The organism is Deinococcus aestuarii, from assembly GCF_018863415.1.
GTDB classification, from domain to species: domain Bacteria; phylum Deinococcota; class Deinococci; order Deinococcales; family Deinococcaceae; genus Deinococcus; species Deinococcus aestuarii.
In genome coordinates this window covers 256759-273870 of record NZ_JAHKSN010000002.1, presented here as the reverse complement: position 1 = coordinate 273870, position 17112 = coordinate 256759, and the positions used below count along the sequence as shown (strand labels likewise).

Genomic DNA, 17112 nt, shown 5'->3' with positions numbered 1-17112 from the left:
GCCCAAGCGCGACCTTGGACAAAGGTAGGACAACGCAGGTCCGACAAAGTGGCGGGAGGCCCTGCTTTGCCCCCTCCCGTGTCCGAGACTGCCGGGGTGACCGCCCCCGTTCCCGCCTTCTCCCACCCCTTCCGGGCCTACACCCCCGCCTCGTACACCTTCCCGCTGCCGGAAGGCCACCGCTTCCCGGCCTACAAGTACGCGGGCGTTCGCGACCGGCTGGCGGGACTGCTCCCGGTGCTGGAGACGCCCGCCCTGCGCTGGGCCGACGCCGCCCGCGTCCACGACCCCGAGTGGCTGCGGCGCTGGCGGCGGGGGGAGGTGAGCCCGGCCGAGCAGCGCGCCTTCGGGCTGCCCTGGAGCCCCGGGGTGGTCGAGCGGGCGCGGCGGGCGGCGGGGGGCAGCCTCGCGGCCCTGCACGACGCGCTGGGGTGCGGCTGGGGCGCCAACCTCGCGGGCGGCACCCACCACGCCTTCGCCGACCGCGCCGAGGGGTTTTGCCTCGTCAATGACGCGGCGATCCTCACCCGCCTCGCGCTGGGCGAGGGGTGGGCCCAGCGGGTCGCTGTGCTCGACCTCGACGTGCATCAGGGCAACGGCACGGCGGCCCTCCTGGCCGGCGAGGAACGGGCCTTCACGCTCAGCGTTCACGGCGAGCGCAACTACCCCTTCCGCAAGGAAAAGAGCAGCCTCGACCTCGGCCTGCCCGACGGGGTGACCGACGCCGAGTATCTGCGGGTGCTGCGGGAGTCGGCCCTCCCCGCCCTGGACGCCTTTCGCCCCGACCTGCTGCTCTACCTCGCGGGGGCGGACGTGCTCGCCGGGGACCGCTTCGGACGCTTCGCCCTGACCCTGGACGGCGTGCGCGAGCGCAACCAGAGCGTCCTGACCTGGGCGCGCGGGGCGGACGTGCCCGTCGTGACCATGATGGCGGGCGGCTACAACCGCGACCACGCCCTCACCGTCGAGGCCCACGCCAGCGTCGTGCTTGACGGCCTGGAGGTGTTCGGCTGAGTGAGGAGGCCGCGCCCCTTTTCCTCGCGCCCCAATCGTTTGTGCGTGAAGAAAAGGTGAGAGCAGCGTTTCCCGGCAGGAGCTGAAGCGGGGTACCTTTAGGCGAAACGGCCGGTGGGGATCGTTTCCAACGTCCTCGTCCAGCCCACCCCCGGGCCTCCGTCTGATCGCAGCCTTATCTGGGACTTCACAATGTTCAGCCGAACGTTCAAAGGTTGGACAAACCTTGTACAGTCGGGACGTTTCGGAATCCGGTGGTTCGCCGCTCTGTCCAGCCCTGTCTCAAGGAGTCGTCATGACGTTGTACAGCACCCCCCCGGCCAGTTCAGACCTTCGCAGCAGGCCCCTGCGCCGTGGCGACACGCTGTACTACGCGGGTGACCCGGCCCCCACCCTCTACCGCCTCGACAGCGGCTTGCTCCGCGCCGTGCGTCTGACGCCCCAGGGCCGCAACCTGACCGTGCGCCACGTGCTGCCGGGCGACATCTTCGGTGAGGAGACGCTGCATGGCCTGGCCCGCAGCCACCAGATGATCGCCCTGACCGACGCCAGCCTCACGCCCATCCACATCCAGCACCTCAGCGCCGCCGAGCTGTGGGAGGTCACCCGCAGCCTCAGCGCCCAGCTCCAGCGGGTGATGAACGACGGCGTGCACATTCAGGACGGCGAACTGCGCGAGCGCATCGCCCGCTACCTGCTGAGCCTCGCCGACTCCAGCCTGGGCGGCGCCCACGAGGGCGGCCTGCGCTACGTCCGGGCCACCCACGAGCTGATCGCCGAGGGCACCGGCGCCACCCGCGAGAGCGTCTCCAAACTCATCGGCGAGATGCGCGACGACGGGTTGCTGACCCCCGCCTACCGCTGCCTGACCCTGACCGACGAGGCGCGGCTGCGCGAACTGAGCGGGTATCACGGCTGAGGAGGGGAGAGGGGCGGGCGTCCGGTGCGAAAGGCCGGGCGCTTTTTTTGGAGCGTGGGAGGTGGACTGTGGAGGGGTGGCCTTTTTCCACGATCTACGCTCCACGGTCCACGACCCCGACCGTAGAATGCCCCCCATGCGGATTCGCCTTGACCCCTGGCCGGTGGACATCGAGGGCGGGCAACTCGGCCTGCAACACTTCGAGGGGGACCTCATCGACATCGAGACGCCGCGCTGGGCGGCGGTGGCCGCCAAACCCATTCCCGGGCGGCTGCACACGGTCCACGTCGTGGACGGCAAACGCCGGATGGAGTCGCGCGTCTTCATCGAGGACGAGTCAGGAGAGGCGGGCATGGGCGGCTTCGGGGCCTACGTGGTCGGCGCGGTGCGGATGTGCCCGCACGGGTCGCGGCCCGCCGAGCTGACGGACGTGCGGGCCCGGCGCCTCCTGGCCCACGCGCCGGGGCTGCGGGTGGACCCCTACCGCCTCTCGCCGCGCGACCCGCACACGGGGACGCTGCAATACACCCCCATCGTCACCGAGAGCGCCGATCCCCTCGCGCCCCTGCACAAGTTGCAACAGGTCATGCTGGCCGAGGAGCAGAACCTCTCCCACGGCCTCGCCTCCCAGGTGCCCTTCTCCGAGGAGGATGACCGGGAGGCCCTGACCTCGCTGACGATTCAGGACGGCACCCTGCGCTCCAAGAACCTCGGCGGCGCCGTCGTCGGCTGCGTGAAGACGATGCAGACCCAGTACCTGCCCGCCGACCGGGCCTCCCTGCTCTCAGAACTGCGGCCCGGCGAGCGGACCCCCATCCTGCACATGAAGTACGCCAACAGCCCCTATACCCGTTTCATCTGGTACGTCCGGCTGTGCGAGGCGGCCTTCTACCAGCACCCCATGTCCGGCGTGATGCGGCTGGAGATGTACGCGCCCGACGAGCCCGACTTCCTGCCCCCCATCGTGCGCGAGGTGGCGAATGTCAGCGGGAATCTCCTGTGCCGCCTCGCCAGCCGGGCGCACAAGGACCCCCGCGCCCCCCAGAACCTGATCCCGACCGCCGCCCTGGAAAGTGCCATGACCCGCGCGATGGGCAGCGCCGACCTCGTGACCCGCCGCCTGCGGGCGCACATCGCCCGGGAACTCGGGGTGGTCGCGTGACATTGGATGGCGAGCGCCTGGGCCGCGTCCTGGGCACCGAGGACGTGACGCCCACCGTCTTCTGGTTCGCCGTGGCGCCGGGGGCGAGCGTGGGGCTGGACGATCTCGTGGTGGTGCGGACCCTCAAACCGGACGGGCGGGAGGTGCGCTTCTATGGCCTCGTCGATAACGTCCGCAAGCGGCACGAGGGCGTCACCTTCGAGTCGGACGTGGAGGACGTGGTGGCGGGGGTGCTGCCCGCCTCGGTGAGCTACGCGGCGCGGGTGCTCGTCACGCGGGTGGACCCCGAGCACTTCATCCCGCCCCAGCCTGGCGACGAGGTGCGGCACGCGCACGGCTCGGACCTCGACATGGCCCTCAGCGCCGACAAGATGAAGGAAGCGGCCTTCCCGGCGGGCCTCCTCGCGGATGGGCAGCCCCTGCCGCTGAACTTCCGCTTCGTGAACGGCGAGAGCGGCGGCCACATCAACATCAGCGGCATCTCGGGCGTGGCAACGAAGACGAGTTACGCCCTCTTCCTGCTGCACTCGATCTTCCGCAGCGGCGTGATGGATCGGGTGGCGCGGGCGGGCGGCGGACACACGGCGGGGACGGCGGGCGGCAAGGCGATCATCTTCAACGTGAAGGGCGAGGATCTCCTCTTCCTCGACCAGCCCAACGGCAAGGTGCAGGAACGCGAGGCCGAGGCCCAGGTCGCCAAAGGTCTGGACGCCGACCGTTACACGTTGCTGGGGCTGCCCATGTCCCCCTTCCGGGACACACAGTTCCTCGCGCCGCCACGCCCCGGTGCCTCAGGCAATGCCATCGTGCCCCACACCGACCAGCGGGCGCAGGGCGTGACCCCCTTCGTCTTCACCCTGCGCGAGTTCTGCGAGCGGCGGATGCTGCCCTACGTCTTCTCCGACGCGGGCGCGAGCCTGAACCTGAGCTTCGTGATCGGCAACATCGAGGAAAAACTCGCCCGCCTCGCCGCCGAGGGGGAGGGGGCCGCCCTGCTCGTCGCCGACTGGGACCCCGAGGGAGACGGGGAACTGCCCGACGGCATCACCTTCGACGCGCTGGGCAAGACGCGGCTGGAGACCTTCGACCAGCTCCTCTCCTACGTCGAATACAAGCTGCTGGAGGAGGGGGACGGCGAGGGCGATCCCAAGTGGGTGCTCAAGCAGTCGCCCGGCACTCTCCGCGCCTTCATCCGTCGGCTGCGTGGCGTGCAAAAACACCTCTCGCCCCTGGTGCGCGGCGACCTCAGCGAGGCGCAGGCGCGGCAGTACCGCCCCAACCTCCTCGGCGGGGCGCAACTGAGCGTGGTGGACATCCACAACCTCTCCGGCCCGGCGCAGATGTTCGTGGTGGGCGTGCTGCTGCGCGAGGTGTTTGAGCACAAGGAGAAGTACGGGCGGCAGAACACCGTCTTCGTGGTGCTGGACGAGCTGAACAAGTATGCCCCGCGCGATGAGGGTAGCCCCATCAAGGACGTGCTCTTGGAGATCGCCGAGCGGGGCCGTTCCCTGGGCATCATCCTGATCGGCGCCCAGCAGACGGCCTCGGAGGTCGAGCGGCGCATCGTGTCGAACGCGGCGATCCGGGTGGTGGGGCGCCTCGATCTCGCGGAGGCCGAGCGGCCCGAGTACCGCTTCCTGCCGCAGAGCTTCCGGGCGCGGGCGGGCATCCTCCAGCCGGGGACCATGCTCGTCTCGCAGCCCGACGTGCCCAACCCGGTCCTCGTGAGTTACCCCTTCCCCGCCTGGGCCACCCGCCGCGACGAGGTGGCCGAGGAGGTGGGGCAGAGCGTGGAGGAGGTGGGCGAGGACTGGCTGGGCCTGTAGTGGATGACGACAGGAATTTGCCGTCTATTTCCTGAGGACGCCCGGCCCGTTCACCCCCTCTGCAAGCAGCTCTACGAGTCAAGGGGAGGAGGAAAAGAAGCAACCCCCATCATGCCTTTGGTCATCTACCAGCCTTTAAAAACTGGTGGGGAGGGCACCCCCAGCAGGCCTCATGTGCGCCGGGGGGCAGCCTGCCCGCCCCCTACAGTCGCCCCATGCTTGGAAAAAGCCTCTTCCCGCTTGCCCTCTCGCTGCTGCTTACGCCCGCCCACGCCCAGGGCCTCGACCGCTCGGCGCGGCAGGGCATCGACGCCCACGCCTTCAGCTTCTCGGGCCGTCATTGCAGCGGTGGCATCGAGGCCAAACCCGGTGCGGAAGCCACGCCGGGCCAGTTCAAGATCGGGGCCCTGATCATGGACGAGGCGATGAAGGAAACCGCCGCCAAGGACAGGGCGGTGCAGTACCGCTCCAGCTTCAACGACAAGGACCTCTACCGCGCCACCGTGAGCACTCCCAAGGGCTCGATGTTCGTCATGATGTACCTGAGCGGCGGCAAGACGTTCGTGTACAGGTGCGACCTGAAGTGATCCACCCGCAGCGATGAAGCTTTTCCGGGTGAGTTCATGCCCTGCTCTTGCCCAGCCGTCCCCGCCTTGAGGTCGAATACGCCTATGACGGACAAGAGAGAGCAGGGACGGGACGAGCAGGCGCAGGACGGGGAGACGATGACCCGTCACGGCAAGTGGACCCCCGAGGTCTCCGAGGCCGCCGACCGCGAGTTGCGCGAGCTGGCGCGGAAATCGCCCGAAGCGGGGTTGGAGCCTGCGACGGAGAGCGTCGACAAGTCCGACCTCAGCCTGCCGAGGGAGCGGCATGGGGGAGACCACTGATCGACGACCCGCCCGGCTGGACACGCGCCCCTTTTTCCCGGGCCCGACCCCCTAGACTGGGCCCAACAGGAGGTCAGCGTGACCGTACAGGGTGAACTCAAGCAGGCGAACGCGAGCAAGTGGCTCCAGGCCGAGCTGCAATACGACTCCGGCGTCTACAACAAGCATCAGGTCGTGATGGTGCGCGGGCAGGGCGCGACCGTCTGGGACGAGCAGGGGCGCTCGTACATCGACTGCGTGGCCGGGTACGGGGTGGCGAACATCGGCCACAGCCACCCGGACGTGGTGCGGGCGATCAAGGAGCAGGCCGAGAGGCTCATCGTGATGCCCCAGACCCTCCCCAACGACAAACGCGCCGAGTTCCTGAGTGAACTCGTGAGCGTCCTGCCGCAGGGCCTGGAGCGCGTCTTCCTGTGCAACTCCGGCACCGAGGCGATGGAGGCCGCCAAGAAGTTCGCCATCACCGCGACCGGTCGCCAGCGCTTCGTGAGCATGCGCCGCGGCTTCTCGGGCCGCACGCTGGGCGCCCTCGCCTTCACCTGGGAGCCCAAGTACCGTGAGCCCTTCGGCGACGCGGTGGACAACCGCAACGTCGACTTCATCACCTACGGGAACGTCGAGGAACTGCGCGCGGCGGTGACGGACCAGACGGCCGCCGTCATCCTCGAACCCGTGCAGGGCGAGGGCGGCGTGCGGCCCGCGTCCCCCGAGTTCATCCAGGAGGCCCGGCGCCTCACCCGCGAGAAGGGCGCCCTCCTGATCCTCGACGAGATTCAGACCGGGTTTTGCCGCACGGGCAAGATGTTCGCCTGCGAGCACTCGGGCGTGATTCCCGACGGCATGACCCTGGCGAAGGCGATGGCGGGCGGCGTGCCGGTGGGGGCTTTCGCCATGACCGCCGAGGTGGCCGACCGGATGCCCAAGGGCGGCCACGGCACGACCTTCGGCGGCAACCCGCTGGCGATGGCCGCCGGGGTCGCCGCCCTGCGCGCGATGAAGCGCGAGGGCATGGCCGAGCAGGCCCGTGAGAAAGGCGCGTACTTCATGGAAAAACTCCGCGCCATCCGCTCCCCCAAGATCCGCGAGGTGCGCGGCCTGGGCCTGATGATCGGCGTGGAACTCAAGGAGAAGAGTGCCCCCTACATCACCGCCCTCGAACACGAGGAGGGCGTGCTGACCCTCGCCGCCACGCCCCTGGTCGTGCGCTTCCTGCCGCCCGTGACGATCAGCAAGGAGCAGATCGATGGGGTTGTCGCCGCCTTCGAGCGGGTGCTGAACGGTGTCAATCCGCGTGAGGGTCGCCAGGCCGAGCTCGCCGGGGTACGCGAGGAGAAGCAGACGGAATAGGGAGCGTGGGAGGGCGGCGCCACGACCGAAAGGAAGGAAGAGCCGGGGCGGCAAGCCTCGGCTCTTCCTCGTCATCCGGGGCCGCTTACCCCTCCAGCATCTCCCGCAGCCGCCCCACGTTCAGCTCCCGCGCCGGGGCGTCCAGCGCCACCTCGCCCCCACGCAGGGCCACCACCCGCTGCCCGAGCGCCAGCGCCTCTTCCAGGTTGTGCGTGACGAAGACGACGGTGACTTTCCTCGCCCACCAGATACTCAGCAACTCGTCGGCGAGGACCGTGCGGGTGCGGTCGTCGAGGGCGCTGAAGGGCTCGTCGAGGAGCAGCAGGCTCGGCTGCACGGCCAGCGCCCGGGCCAGGGAGACCCGCTGGCGCTGCCCGCCGGAAAGCTGGTGGACGCGGCGGGGGCCGTACCCGGCCAGCCCCACGAGGCGCAGCGTCTCCTGCACCCGGGCGTCCCGCTGGGCGCGGGGAAAGCGCCGCCGCTCCAGCCCGAAGGCGACGTTGCCCGCCACCGTGCGCCACGGAAAGAGGGCGGGTTCCTGCTGCACCAGCGTCAGGCGCGGGTCGGGCCCGGTAACGGGCGTGTCGCCCAGCAGAATCCGTCCGGCCTGGGGCCGCAGGAAACCCGCCAGCAGCGAGAGCAGGGTGCTCTTGCCGCTGCCCGAGGGACCGACCACGCACAGGAATTCGCCGGGCTGGACGTGCAGGCTCAGGGGGCCGAGTCCCGCGCGGCCCCGCCCGTAGCGGTAGGTCACCCCATCCAGAGTCAGGCTGACCCCCTGGGTGGGGGGGCTGACCGTCTCGGCGGGGGGGGGCATCGTGGCGGTCATTGTGGCACCTCCAGCCCGTAGTCGCGGCGCACACGGGTCTCCAGCACGCGCAGCAGGGCGTCGAACACCCCGCCGATCACGCCGATGGTCAGGATGGTGGCGATCACGAGCGCGATGTTCGCCGTGTTGCGCCCGATCTCCAGTTGCGCGCCCAGGCTCGCGCTCGCGCTGACGAGCAGCTCCGCTCCCACCAGCGCCCGCCACGCGAAGCTCCAGGCGGTCCTCAGCCCCGTCAGGATGCTGGGCACCGCGCTCGGCAGCAGCACGCCCGTCGTGAGGTCCAGTCCCCGTGCTCCCAGCGTCCGGCCCGCGATCCGCAGCGCCGGGGGCACGTTCATCAGCGCGCCCGAGACGGCGAGCGCGACCGGGATGAAGCCCTCCAGAATGACCACGAACAGCACCGCCCGCTCGTTCAACCCGAAAAAGAGGATGGCAAAGGGCACGAACGCGATGGAGGGCACGCTCTGGATGCCGGTCAGGTAAGCGCCGAGGGTATCGCGCAGGGGCCGCCACGCGCCCATCAACAGGCCGACCACCCCGCCGAGGAGCACGGCAATCGCGTAGCCGACGAGCACCCGCCGCAGGCTGTTGCCGATTCCCGCGAGCAGCTTGCCGTCCTGCGGCCCGGTGCCCCACAGGCCGTAGCTGATCTCGGTCCCCACGGCGCGCGGGCTGGGGAAGACGTAGGGCGGGTAGAGCCGGAGCACGTCCGTGACGAGCCACCACAGGGCGAGGAGCAGCGCGAGGCCGAGGAGCTGCCAGCCGAGCACGCGCCAGCGCGAAGGGCGGCGCACCGGAGTGGGGGTGTCGAGCGTGGTCGTCACGGCCTCACCGCTTGAACCCCGGGTTGAGGAAGGGGGCGAGGTTGACGGTGCCCCGCGCGTACCCGGCCTCCACGTTGAGGGCCGCGTATTCGTTCAGGGCGCCCGCATCGAGCGCCGTCGTGAAGCGGGTGCGGTTCATCGCCCGCTGGAGGACGCGCGGGTCGAGCTTCTGCCCGGTCAGCTTCTCCAGCTCCCTGTTGACGGCGGCGGCGGCGGCAGCGGGCTTGCCTGTCAGAAACGCCACCGCCTCCCCGTGCGCCTTGAGAAAGGCCGTGACGACGGCCGGGTTGGCCTGCGCGAACTTCGTGTTCACGATCACCACCGTGGAAGGGTACGCGCCCCCGCGCCACACCGTCTTCTCGGTGCCCACGAGGATGTTCCCCTGCGCTTCCAGCGCCGCGCCCCACGGCTCGGGCACCAGCGTGGCGTCCACCCGCCTGCCCGCGAAGGCCGCCAGCACGTCGGCGGGCGGGATGGGCGTGATGTTCACGGTGCCGCCGTCCGTCTGCGCCTTGAGCCCCTGTTCCTTGAGAATGTGCCGCAGGCTGATGTCCTGCGTGTTCCCCAGGCTGGGCACCGCCACCCGCTTCCCGGCGAGGTCCTTGTACGTCCTGATCCCGCTGTCCTTGCGCGCGATGAGCACCGCCCCCGCCTCGCTCGCCCCCGCGACGATCTGGAGGGGCATTCCCCGCACCGCCGCGTTGATCGCCGGACCTGGGCCGACGTAGGCGATGTCGATCTGTCCCGCCGCAAAGGCTTCGGTGAGGGTGGTCCCCGAGACGAATTCCTTGGGTTCCAGTTTCACATTCCCGAGCGCCTTCTGGAAGGTGCCGCGCTCTAACCCCACCAGGGCGGGCGCGTGGGTCAGGTTGGGAAAATAGCCGAGCCGCAGGGTGGTCGCGCCCTGGGCGGCGGCGCTGGGGATGAGGAGGGCGAGGCTCAGGGCCAGCAGCGTCGGTCTCGGGGTCATTTGTCCCTCCTGTGGAGTGGGTTTTCGCCGTGAACACGCTCCCGGTGAGGGGCGCGCGCCGGTCAGGGGGAGGCCGGATCAAAGTTGTTGGGTGTAGGCCTCACGCAGCACCTCGGCCACCTCGGGGCGGGTGAACTCGGGGGGCAACTTCTCGCCCGCGCGCAGCTTCTCGCGCACCTTGGTGCCGCTCAGGACGAGGTGATGCTCACTGCCGTGGGGGCAGGTGCGGGGGCTGACGAGCTGGCCGCACGTCTTGCAGTAGAAGGTGTGCTCGAACTTGAGAATCTGGATGCCCAGCTCCTCGCGGGTGAAGTTCCCGAAGATGTCCTGCGCGTCGTAGGTCCCGTAGTAGTTCCCTACCCCCGCGTGGTCGCGCCCCACGATGAAGTGGGTCACCCCGTAGTTGCGGCGCGAGAGGGCGTGCAAGATCGCCTCGCGCGGCCCGGCGTAGCGCATGGCGGCCGGATACACGCTCAGCAGCGTGCGGGCCTGCGGGTAGTAGCGGTCGAGCAGCACCTCGTACGCCTGCACGCGGGTGGAGGCGGGCACGTCGTCGCCCTTCGTCGTGCCGACGAGCGGGTGCAGCAGCAGCCCGTCCACGAGTTCCAGCGTGACCTTGTGCAGGTACTCGTGCGCGCGGTGGATCGGGTTGCGGGTCTGGAAGGCGACCGACGTGCGCCAGCCGCGCGCCTCGATCACCTCGCGCACCTCGGCGGGCGTGCGGTGATGCAGGGGGAAGGCGCCGCGCGGCACCTCGAAGAGGGTCACCGGCCCGGCCAGGTTCACGTCCCCCTGCGCGTACAGCGCCGCCACGCCGGGGTGCGCGGAGTCCTCCGTTCGGTAGACCTCCCGCGCCTCAAACGACTTGCGCGCCTCGTACCGCTCCTCCACGTCCAGCGTGCCGACCGCCTCGCCGCCGCGCGTCAGCACCACGCGGCCCGTGTACCGCCCCGCCTCCTCACGAGCGACCGGTAGCGTGATCGGGATGCTCCAGGGCGTGCCGTCCGAGAGGCGCATGTGCTCGATCACGCTCAGGTAGTCGGCCTCGCCCAGGAAGCCCGTCAGCGGCGAGTACGCGCCCGTCGCCAGCATCTCCAGGTCCGAATACGAGCGGTCGGAGAGTTCCAGCCGGGGCAGGCCCCCCAGCTCGGCGGGGTCGAAGTCGTGCCCGGCCCGCCGCACGCGGTTGACGAGGGTGCCGCCCAGGGGAGCAGGCAGAAGGATGGGGGAAGGGTTGGGGAGGGTCGTCATGCTTCGGCCTTTCAAACGATCAGTGGATGAAGTTGGTCAACTTTTGGGCGAAAAGGGTGGGGTGCTAGAGTTTGCTCTCCCCGACCCACAGCCCGCATTCGGTCTTGCCCCGGCCCGCCCAGCGTCCGGCGCGGGCGTCCTCGCCGGGGCGCACGGCCCGGGTGCAGGTCCAGCAGCCGATGCTCAGGAAGCCGTCGAAGTACAACGGGTTGACCGGGAGGCAGTGCTCGGTCGCGTACGCCTCCAGCCGCTCGCGCGTCCAGTGGGCGAGGGGGTTGACCTTCACGCGCGCCCCGCCCGTCTCGACAAAGGGGATGTCGGCGCGGGTACTCGCCTGGTCGCGGCTGCGGGCGTTCAGCAGGGCCGACGGCCCCTTCTCGCGCAGGTAAGCCTGGAGGGGCGCCACCTTGCGCACCGCGCAGCACCCGTCGGGATCCGAGGCGTACAGGTCGGGCGGCGTCTGCCCGTCCTCGGGATGCGAGCCCGCGTTCAGGGTCACGAAGGTCGTCTCGGGATAACGCGCGGCCAGGCGGTCCCGTGTTTGCAGCGTCTCGGGGAAGTGGTAGCCCGTGTCCACGAACACGACCTCGCCCCGGTAGCCCGCCCGCGCCGCGAGGTCGAGCAGCACGACGCCGTTGAGGTTGAAAGCACTCGGCATCAGCAGGTCGGGGTGGGCTTCGAGCGCCCAGCGGATCACGTCGAGCGGGTCCGTGTCGGGCGTGAAGTCGGGGGCGGTGGGGTCAGCGTGTCCGGCAGCTTCACGGGGAGCGCGCGGCTCGGTGGTGAGAGGCACGCCCCCCTGCTCGGGAGTGCGCACCTCGGGCCGGTCGTTCAGCGCGGTCACGCCCCATATCCCAGGTGTTGGAGGAGTCGGCCCAGGCCCTCCTCCACGCTGATGTGGTCGGTCCGCAGGTGGAGGTCGGGCGCCGCAGGAGCCTCGTAGGGGTCGGACACGCCCGTGAAGTGCGGGATTTCCCCGGCCAGTGCCCTGAGGTACAGGCCCTTCACGTCGCGCTCGGTCACGACTTCCAGCGGCGCGTCCACGAACACCTCGGTCGGGTTGGGCAGCGTGGACAGCACTTCGCGCCGGGTGTCCGCGTAGGGGCTGATCGCGCTCACGAGCACCGTGACTCCGTGCCTGGCGAGCAGCCCCGCCACGAAGGCAATGCGGCGGACATTGGTGTCCCGGTCCTGCTTGGAAAAACCCAGCCCCTTGCTCAGGTTCTCGCGCACCGCGTCGCCGTCGAGGAGTTCGACGGGAACACCGCGTGCCTTGAGTTCGTCGTACAGCGCCGAGGCCAACGTGCTCTTGCCCGCCCCGGACAGACCGGTGAACCACACCACCCGGCCTGTGCCGACCTCGGGACGGTTCAGCGTCGCGGTCATGCGGTCACGACCTCACGGTCCGGCTTGAGGATCGCGTCGGGGGCGAAGCGTTCGTGGCCCACCCGGTCGGCGTACTCCACGAAGCTTTCATTGGGGAGCTTACCATTCTGGAAGTCGCTGAGCACCGCCTCCGTGTACTCGTTCAGCCGCACGGCGGGCACGATGCCCTTGAGCTTGTCGCCCGTGCGCTGCGCCTGCCCGATGCTGCCCGCGAGGTGAACGTTGTACACCTCTTCCTCGCCGCGCAGAGCGCCCATGAAGCCGAGGTCGGCGACCTGATAGCGCGTGCAGGCGTTCGAGCACCCCGTCAGGTTGATCGTGAAGGGCACGTCAAGCCCCGCGAACTTCGCCTCGATATGGTCCACGAGGTTCGCGGTCCGCGCCTTCGTCTCGGTCAAGGCCAGGCGGCAGAACTGGGTGCCCGTGCAGGCGATGGTCGTGCCGCGCAGGGTGGTCTTCGGTGCGAGGTCGATGGTCTCGAGCTCGGCGGTCAGCGCCGCGATGTCCTCGCTGCGGACGTGCGGAATCATCATGTTCTGGAAGGCGGTGGTGCGCAGCACGCCCTTGCCGTAGCGGTCGGCGAGGTCGGCGAGCTTGCGCGCCTTGTACGGGTCGATCCGGCCCACGGTGGTCGCCACGACGACGTAGTTCAGGCCGTCAGCTTGCGGGTTCACGCCCAGCACGTCGTTGCCGCCGAAGCGGGCGACGGGCGCGGCGGGGCCGTCCGTGAGCTTGCGGCCCAGATATTCCGTCTCTACGATCTCGCGGAACTTCTCGACGCCGATGTCCTTGATCAGGAACTTCAGGCGGCTCTTCTTGCGGTTGACCCGGTAACCGTGGTCGCGGTAGGCCCCGGCGATGGCCCGCCCGACCTCCACCACTTCCTCGGGTTTGATGAACACGCCCAGCCGTTTGGCGAGGTGCGCCACCGCGCCCAGGCCGCCGCCCACCCACACGTCGAAGCCGACCTCGCCGTTCACCCGGTGCGCCAGGAAGCCCACGTCGTTGATCATGTGGATGCCTTCGAGCTCGGGGGTGGCGGTCAGGCTCATCTTGAACTTGCGGGGCAGGTCCTGAAAGTCGTCGCTGCCGGTCAGCGTGCCCTCCATCGCGTGGGCGATGGGCCGCACGTCGATTACTTCGCGGGCGTCGAGCCCGGCGAGCGGCGAGGCGATCACGGCGCGCACCGTGTCGCCGCACGCGCCCCGGGGATGCAGCCCCAGCGGCTCCAGGCGGTCGAAAATCTCGGGAATCTTGTCGATGGTCAGCCAGTGAAACTGGAAGGCCTGACGGTCGGTCACGTCCAGAAAGCCGCGCCCGTACTCCTCGGCGATGTTGGCGACCTCGCGCAGGGTCGAGGTGGCGAACTCGGCGCTGGGCACGCGCACGCGCATCATCAGGAAGCCGTCCTCCTGGGGCCGCTGCGGGTACACGCCCGCCCACTTCAGCAGGTCGATCCGCTCGGGGTCGATAAAGCCCTGCCGCGCGTACTGCGGGATCAGGTCAAAGATCTGGAAGGGCGGGACTTCTTTTTTGAGAGCTTCGATGTCGCTCATGGGATCTCCGGAAAGGGGAAACGAGAGGTCAGGGTCGGAGCGGGGGTGAACAATACCGGACGCCGGGCTCCAGAAAACTCATGCCCCCCAGGATACCCGAAAGATGACAACTTCGATCAACTTGTCTCGACCGAGGAGACAGACGAGGTGTTGAGCCGGGCTTAAGCGTTCGGCTTGAGCAGGTGGCCCAGGCAGTGCCCGTAGCTCACGCCCTGGCGCGCGTCGGTCACGAGGTCCTGCACGCTGAATTCTTGAAGCACGGCGAGCATCGCGTCGCGCATCCGCTTGTAGACGGTGGCGCGGGCGTGGCAGCGGTCTTCTTCGACGCAGGGCTCGTGCCAGTTGAGGCTGATGCAGGATAAGGGCGCGACCGGGCCGTCGATGGCGCGCACGACCTCGCACAGGCTGATCAGGTGGGGCTTGCGGGCCAGCGCGTAGCCGCCGCCGATGCCCTTTTTGCTCTTGACGATGCCCTTGGCCGTGAGTGCCGCCAGAATCCGCACGAGGTAGGGGCGGTGAACCCCGGTCGCGTCGCTGATCTCCTCGCTGGCGACCCAGCGCGTGGGCTCCTGCATTCCCAGGAAGCCCAGCGCCTGGAAGGCGTACACGTCGGTGGCCGAAAGCCGCATGGGGAAAAGCTATCAGCTCTCAGCGTTCAGCCGTCAGCAAAAGCCCCGCTTCCTGATGGCTGACTGCTGACGGCTGAGAGCTTCCCTCACTCCCCGAACCGCTCCCGCAGGTAGCCCAGCGCCACCGGGTCGAACCTCCCGCCCGGCACCCAGCGTTCCTCCAGGTTCTCGGTGCCGAAAAGGGCCCAGGCGGCGGCCTCGGTCTCCGGGTCCCACTCGCCGCCGGGGAGGGAACTCGCGTAGTCCTCGCGGATCAGCAGCGCCCGCAGCCAGCGCCGCCCGTCCTCGTCGAGTTCGGTAGTCGTCTCGGGCCGCCCGAACAGGAGGTCGGAGATGCCGAGCAGGCGCTCCAGCTCCGCACAGGGGTCGGGGTGGTCGTCGGCGCGCAGGTTCACCCAGTCGTCGGTGAGGCCGCCGTAGCCGCGCCCCGGCCCGACGCACAGCAGGGCTGCCGACTGTCTGCCCCTGCGGTCCCCGCCCGCCGCGTCCCCGGCCCTCAGTGCCCCCAGCAGGCGGCGGGGGAGAGGGTGCCCGTCGCCCGCCTCCCACGCCGCAGCCATCGCGTCCACGACCTCCAGCCCGGTCAGGATGTTGCCCTGGATCGCCACGTCCGGCCCGGTGAAGCCGCCCGCCCAGGCATGGCAGCCCGCGCCGCTGTAGGTGACGCTCCGCCCGTCCGCCCCCACGATCCCGAATTGCCGTTGATGGATGGTGGCGTCCTCTGCCTGGAAGCGTGCGGATACCTCCTCCGGGCTTAGACCCTCGGCGAGGAGCCGCAGCCCGTCCGGCCCGAAGTTGGGGTTGACGTAACTCTGGGTTGCCACCGCGCCCACGCCCGAGCGCGCGAAGGGGACGAGGGCGCCCACCGCCAGGAACTTGCTCGCCACCGCCACGCCGAGGTCTCCGGTGGCGGCGTCGCGGCCCACGATGGAAAAGGTCATGGGGCGAGGGTAACAGGCGCGGGCCCCGGTACGCTGAGCCCATGCTCCTGAAAGCCTGTTTGAACGGGGGCCGTCCCGTGGGAAGTCACCCGGCCCTGCCCGTCACCCCGGCCCAACTTGCAGAGGCGGCGCGGGGGGCGGTGGCGGCGGGCGCCGGGGCCCTCCATCTGCACCCGCGCGCCCAGGGGGGCCGCGAGTCGCTGGAGGCGGAGGTTGTGGCCGCCGCGCTGACCGCCGTGCGCGCCGCCTGCCCCGGCATCCCGGTCGGCATCTCCAGCGGCTTCTGGATTCTGCCGGACGTGGAGAGGCAACTCGCCGCCGCCCGCGCCTGGACCGTGCGCCCCGACTTCGTATCCGTGAATTGGCACGAGCCGCACGCCGTCCCCTTCGCGGAGACGTTGCTGGAATTAGGCGTGGGGGTGGAAGCCGGGCTCTGGACGGTGGAGGCGGCGCGGTCCTTCCTGAGCTGGCCCTCCCGCGACCGGGCGCTGCGGATTCTCGTGGAGGTGATGGACCGGGAGCCGTGGGAGGCGCTGACGGAGGCCGCCGCCATCCTCGCCCTGCTCGACGAGGCCGGGGTCACGCCGCCCCGTCTCCTGCACGGTGCGGGCGTGAGTGCCTGGTCTCTCCTCCACGAGGCCGCCCACCGGGGACTGGACACCCGCATCGGCCTGGAAGATACCCTCACCCTGCCGGACGGCCCTCCCGCCGCCGACAACGCCGACCTCGTGAGGGCCGCGCGGCGCGTGTTAGCCTCGCCCCGATGACTTTTGCCGCCGCCGTCACCGAGCGCACCCGCCACCTGAAGACCCGGCTGTGTGTGGGCCTCGACCCCCGGTTGGGCGCGTACCGGGACGTGGATCACCTGCGTGGGCATACGCTCGACGTGCTGGAGGTGACGGCCCCCCTCGCCGCCTGCGTCAAGCCGCAGCTCGCCTTTTTCGAGGCGCTGGGCCTGTCCGGCTTCGCGCTGCTGGAGGAGGTCTGCGCGGCGGCCCGGCTGCTCGGCCTGCCCGTGATCCTCGACGGCAAGCGCGGGGACATCGGCTCGACGGCGGAAGCCTACGCGCGGGGGTGGCTGAGCGGGGCCCACGCGGGGGACGCGTTGACGGTCAACCCCTTCCTGGGCTTCGGAACCCTAAGCCCATTCGTGGAGACGGCCCGCGGAAACGGCGGCGCGATCTTCGTCCTCGTCAAGACGAGCAATCCCGATCAGGCGGACCTCCAGGGGCAGGGCGTCAGCGAGCGCGTGGCGGTGGAGGTCGCCCGCCTGGGGGAGCAGGACGAAGAAGGTGAATACGCGGGCGTCGGGGCGGTGGTCGGCGCCACCCACCCACAGGACCTCGCCCTCTTCCGCGCGCTGATGCCCCGCGCCCTCTTGCTGCTGCCTGGTCTGGGGGCGCAGGGGGGGACCGCCGCCGAACTCGCCCCGGCCTTCCACCCGGGGGGAACGGGGGCGCTGGCGAGCGCGAGCCGGGCCGTGGGGTACGCGGACGGGCTGGACGTGGCGGCGAGCCGGGAGGCGGCGCGGCGGCTGCGCGACGAGCTGAACGCGGCGCTGGGGTGAC

At 70.1% G+C, this 17112-nt stretch carries 18 protein-coding genes; 9 read left to right on the top strand and 9 right to left on the bottom strand.

Annotation, left to right across the window (positions count from 1 at the left end):
- Positions 1-96 precede the first annotated feature (96 nt).
- The 7 genes from IC605_RS04435 to IC605_RS04405 all read left to right on the top strand — a co-directional run bounded on the left by IC605_RS04435 (position 97) and on the right by IC605_RS04405 (position 7158).
- The gene (locus IC605_RS04435; RefSeq protein WP_216319541.1) at positions 97-1014 is read left to right on the top strand and encodes a histone deacetylase family protein; all 918 of its coding nucleotides are present in this window, start codon (positions 97-99) and stop codon (positions 1012-1014) included.
- A gap of 295 nt (positions 1015-1309) precedes the next feature.
- Positions 1310-1933: a Crp/Fnr family transcriptional regulator gene (locus IC605_RS04430; protein WP_216319538.1), complete on the top strand. Its 624-nt coding sequence runs from the start codon at positions 1310-1312 to the stop codon at positions 1931-1933.
- 127 nt (positions 1934-2060) lie between these two features.
- The gene (locus tag IC605_RS04425; RefSeq protein WP_216320291.1) at positions 2061-3095 is read left to right on the top strand and encodes a DNA double-strand break repair nuclease NurA; all 1035 of its coding nucleotides are present in this window, start codon (positions 2061-2063) and stop codon (positions 3093-3095) included.
- On the top strand, positions 3092-4921 hold the full coding sequence (locus IC605_RS04420) for an ATP-binding protein (protein WP_343216502.1): 1830 nt from the start codon (positions 3092-3094) through the stop codon (positions 4919-4921). The genes IC605_RS04425 and IC605_RS04420 overlap by 4 nt, the downstream gene beginning before the upstream one ends.
- A gap of 215 nt (positions 4922-5136) precedes the next feature.
- Positions 5137-5508 (top strand): hypothetical protein, encoded by a 372-nt coding sequence (locus IC605_RS04415; protein WP_216319535.1) that lies wholly within the window; start codon positions 5137-5139, stop codon positions 5506-5508.
- Between the two features lie 84 nt (positions 5509-5592).
- Positions 5593-5811: a hypothetical protein gene (locus tag IC605_RS04410; protein WP_216319532.1), complete on the top strand. Its 219-nt coding sequence runs from the start codon at positions 5593-5595 to the stop codon at positions 5809-5811.
- 78 nt (positions 5812-5889) lie between these two features.
- Entirely contained in the window at positions 5890-7158 is a 1269-nt protein-coding gene (locus IC605_RS04405; RefSeq protein WP_216319529.1) for an aspartate aminotransferase family protein, read from the top strand.
- A gap of 85 nt (positions 7159-7243) precedes the next feature.
- Here IC605_RS04405 and IC605_RS04400 read toward each other — a convergent pair whose 3' ends face one another.
- The 9 genes from IC605_RS04400 to IC605_RS04360 form a co-directional block, all read right to left on the bottom strand.
- Positions 7244-7987: an ABC transporter ATP-binding protein gene (locus tag IC605_RS04400; protein ID WP_216319526.1), complete on the bottom strand. Its 744-nt coding sequence runs from the start codon at positions 7985-7987 to the stop codon at positions 7244-7246.
- The gene (locus IC605_RS04395; RefSeq protein ID WP_216319523.1) at positions 7984-8811 is read right to left on the bottom strand and encodes an ABC transporter permease; all 828 of its coding nucleotides are present in this window, start codon (positions 8809-8811) and stop codon (positions 7984-7986) included. The genes IC605_RS04400 and IC605_RS04395 overlap by 4 nt, the downstream gene beginning before the upstream one ends.
- Before the next feature lie 4 nt (positions 8812-8815).
- Complete coding sequence (locus IC605_RS04390) at positions 8816-9781, bottom strand: ABC transporter substrate-binding protein (protein WP_216319520.1); 966 nt, start codon at positions 9779-9781, stop codon at positions 8816-8818.
- A 78-nt stretch (positions 9782-9859) separates the two neighbouring features.
- Complete coding sequence (sat, locus tag IC605_RS04385; RefSeq protein ID WP_216319517.1) at positions 9860-11032, bottom strand: sulfate adenylyltransferase; 1173 nt, start codon at positions 11030-11032, stop codon at positions 9860-9862.
- A gap of 64 nt (positions 11033-11096) precedes the next feature.
- Positions 11097-11876 carry a phosphoadenylyl-sulfate reductase gene (locus IC605_RS04380; protein ID WP_216319514.1) on the bottom strand — a complete coding sequence of 260 codons (780 nt, stop codon included), beginning with the start codon at positions 11874-11876 and terminating at the stop codon, positions 11097-11099.
- On the bottom strand, positions 11873-12418 hold the full coding sequence (gene cysC, locus IC605_RS04375; RefSeq protein ID WP_216319511.1) for an adenylyl-sulfate kinase: 546 nt from the start codon (positions 12416-12418) through the stop codon (positions 11873-11875). Before cysC ends, IC605_RS04380 begins: the two co-directional genes overlap by 4 nt.
- Entirely contained in the window at positions 12415-13974 is a 1560-nt protein-coding gene (locus IC605_RS04370; RefSeq protein ID WP_216319508.1) for a nitrite/sulfite reductase, read from the bottom strand. The genes cysC and IC605_RS04370 overlap by 4 nt, the downstream gene beginning before the upstream one ends.
- Positions 13975-14135: 161 nt before the next feature.
- Entirely contained in the window at positions 14136-14603 is a 468-nt protein-coding gene (locus IC605_RS04365; RefSeq protein ID WP_216319505.1) for an Rrf2 family transcriptional regulator, read from the bottom strand.
- Positions 14604-14689: 86 nt separating this feature from the next.
- A complete protein-coding gene (locus IC605_RS04360; RefSeq protein WP_216319503.1) occupies positions 14690-15544 on the bottom strand; it encodes a DUF1028 domain-containing protein in 855 nt (284 codons plus the stop codon).
- Positions 15545-15585: 41 nt separating this feature from the next.
- Here IC605_RS04360 and IC605_RS04355 point away from each other — a divergent pair, with 41 nt between their 5' ends.
- Positions 15586-16311 (top strand): 3-keto-5-aminohexanoate cleavage protein, encoded by a 726-nt coding sequence (locus IC605_RS04355; RefSeq protein WP_216319499.1) that lies wholly within the window; start codon positions 15586-15588, stop codon positions 16309-16311.
- Complete coding sequence (pyrF, locus tag IC605_RS04350) at positions 16308-17111, top strand: orotidine-5'-phosphate decarboxylase (protein WP_216319496.1); 804 nt, start codon at positions 16308-16310, stop codon at positions 17109-17111. The genes IC605_RS04355 and pyrF overlap by 4 nt, the downstream gene beginning before the upstream one ends.
- Position 17112: the final 1 nt, after the last annotated feature.

What these genes read in the sequence shown, in the direction of transcription:
- IC605_RS04430 (WP_216319538.1), top strand. Translation starts at nt 1,310, where the DNA reads ATGACGTTGTACAGCACCCCCCCGGCCAGTTCAGACCTTCGCAGCAGG.
- IC605_RS04425 (WP_216320291.1), top strand. Translation starts at nt 2,061, where the DNA reads ATGCCCCCCATGCGGATTCGCCTTGACCCCTGGCCGGTGGACATCGAG.
- IC605_RS04415 (WP_216319535.1), top strand. Translation starts at nt 5,137, where the DNA reads ATGCTTGGAAAAAGCCTCTTCCCGCTTGCCCTCTCGCTGCTGCTTACG.
- IC605_RS04410 (WP_216319532.1), top strand. Translation starts at nt 5,593, where the DNA reads ATGACGGACAAGAGAGAGCAGGGACGGGACGAGCAGGCGCAGGACGGG.
- IC605_RS04400 (WP_216319526.1), bottom strand. Translation starts at nt 7,987, where the DNA reads ATGACCGCCACGATGCCCCCCCCCGCCGAGACGGTCAGCCCCCCCACC.
- IC605_RS04390 (WP_216319520.1), bottom strand. Translation starts at nt 9,781, where the DNA reads ATGACCCCGAGACCGACGCTGCTGGCCCTGAGCCTCGCCCTCCTCATC.
- sat (WP_216319517.1), bottom strand. Translation starts at nt 11,032, where the DNA reads ATGACGACCCTCCCCAACCCTTCCCCCATCCTTCTGCCTGCTCCCCTG.
- cysC (WP_216319511.1), bottom strand. Translation starts at nt 12,418, where the DNA reads ATGACCGCGACGCTGAACCGTCCCGAGGTCGGCACAGGCCGGGTGGTG.
- IC605_RS04370 (WP_216319508.1), bottom strand. Translation starts at nt 13,974, where the DNA reads ATGAGCGACATCGAAGCTCTCAAAAAAGAAGTCCCGCCCTTCCAGATC.
- IC605_RS04365 (WP_216319505.1), bottom strand. Translation starts at nt 14,603, where the DNA reads ATGCGGCTTTCGGCCACCGACGTGTACGCCTTCCAGGCGCTGGGCTTC.
- IC605_RS04360 (WP_216319503.1), bottom strand. Translation starts at nt 15,544, where the DNA reads ATGACCTTTTCCATCGTGGGCCGCGACGCCGCCACCGGAGACCTCGGC.
- IC605_RS04355 (WP_216319499.1), top strand. Translation starts at nt 15,586, where the DNA reads ATGCTCCTGAAAGCCTGTTTGAACGGGGGCCGTCCCGTGGGAAGTCAC.
- pyrF (WP_216319496.1), top strand. Translation starts at nt 16,308, where the DNA reads ATGACTTTTGCCGCCGCCGTCACCGAGCGCACCCGCCACCTGAAGACC.